Annotated in this window: 1 protein-coding gene; it reads left to right on the top strand. The window is 69.7% G+C overall.

Translation table 11 applies throughout. From position 1 onward, the window contains the following. Window positions 1-69: 69 nt before the first annotated feature. Entirely contained in the window at window positions 70-1,335 is a 1,266-nt protein-coding gene (locus tag ABT232_RS38385; RefSeq protein WP_351849443.1) for an IS701 family transposase, read from the top strand. Window positions 1,336-1,450 lie beyond the last annotated feature (115 nt).

Here is a 1,450-nt window from a genome sequence, read left to right on the forward strand (position 1 = left end):
CTAGTAGTGCTTGGTCAGGTGTGTTCGCTGGTGGCGTGTCCGTTTGATGGGGTGTGTCGTTGAGCGGGTGTGCTGGGTGGGGAGTTGGCTGCGGTCCGGAGTGATCTGGAGGACTTCGCGGCGGAGATGTTCGAGCCGTTCGCGCGGGCGGATCAGCGCCGGTGGGGCGAGGTCTATCTGCGAGGGCTGCTGCTGGAGGGGCGGCGCAAGTCGGTGGAGCCGATAGCCGCCCGTCTGGGAGAGGACGGCAACCGGCAGGCTCTGGCCCATTTCATCACCTCGAGCCCGTGGGACCCGGCGCATGTGCGTGCCCGCCTCGCCTGGCGGATGCAGCAGGTGATCAAGCCGGCCGCGCTGATCGTGGACGACACCGGCTTCCTCAAGGACGGGGACGCCTCGGCGTGCGTGGCGCGGCAGTACACCGGCACGGTGGGCAAGGTCACCAACTGCCAGGCCGGGGTGTCGCTGCATCTGGCCTCCGACGCGGCATCGGCTGCCGTCGACTGGCGCCTGTTCCTGCCTGAGAGTTGGGACCCCGCCTCGCCGAAGGCGGATCCGGCCAAGGTGGCCCGCCGCGCGAAGTGCGGCATCCCCGAAGAGGCAGGTCATGTCGAGAAGTGGCAGCTGGGCCTGGACATGATCGACGAGACGAGGTCGTGGGGCATCGAGGTTCCGCTCGTCGTCGCCGACGGCGGCTACGGCGATGCCGCAGCCTTCCGCCTCGGCCTGGAAGAACGCGAGCTCAGCTATGCGGTCGGCATCTCCACCACGACCACCGCCCACCCGGAAGAAGCCCGGCCGCACGTCCCGCCTTACGGCGGTCGTGGCCCACGGCCCCGGCCCGTCTACCCCGAGCCGGCCCAGACGGTGAAGAAGCTCGTCACCGCTGCCGGCAGGCAAGCAGCCCGGCCGGTGCAGTGGCGGGAAGGCTCCCGCCCGGGCAGCGGCCGCAGCGGCGTCAAGCGGATGTACTCGCGGTTTGTGGCCCTGCGGATCCGGCCCGCCGGACGCGAGATCCGCAAGAGCACCGACGGCCCGGAACTGCCCGTGCGCTGGCTGCTGGCCGAATGGCCCGCCACCGAGCCCGAACCCGTGCAGTTCTGGCTGTCCAACCTGCCCGCCGACACCCCGCTGGCCACCCTCGTGCGCACCGCGAAACTGCGCTGGCGCATCGAGCACGACTACCGCGAGATGAAGCAGGCCCTGGGCCTGGCCCATTTCGAAGGCCGCACCTGGCGAGGCTGGCACCACCACGTCACCCTCGTCTCCGCCGCCCACGCCTTCTGCACCCTGCAGCGCATCACCCGGTCCCCAAAAGAGACGGCGCCGGCCTGAGCCTCTACAAGGTCGCCCGCGAACTACAACTACTCCTCGCGGTCTGGACCGGCGCCTGCCCCACCTGTCACCGCGACATGCCAGAACCCATACCAACATGACCAAGCACTACTAG

It is taken from the genome of Streptomyces sp. NPDC001532, assembly GCF_040298625.1.
In the GTDB taxonomy this organism is placed as follows: Bacteria; Actinomycetota; Actinomycetes; order Streptomycetales; family Streptomycetaceae; genus Streptomyces.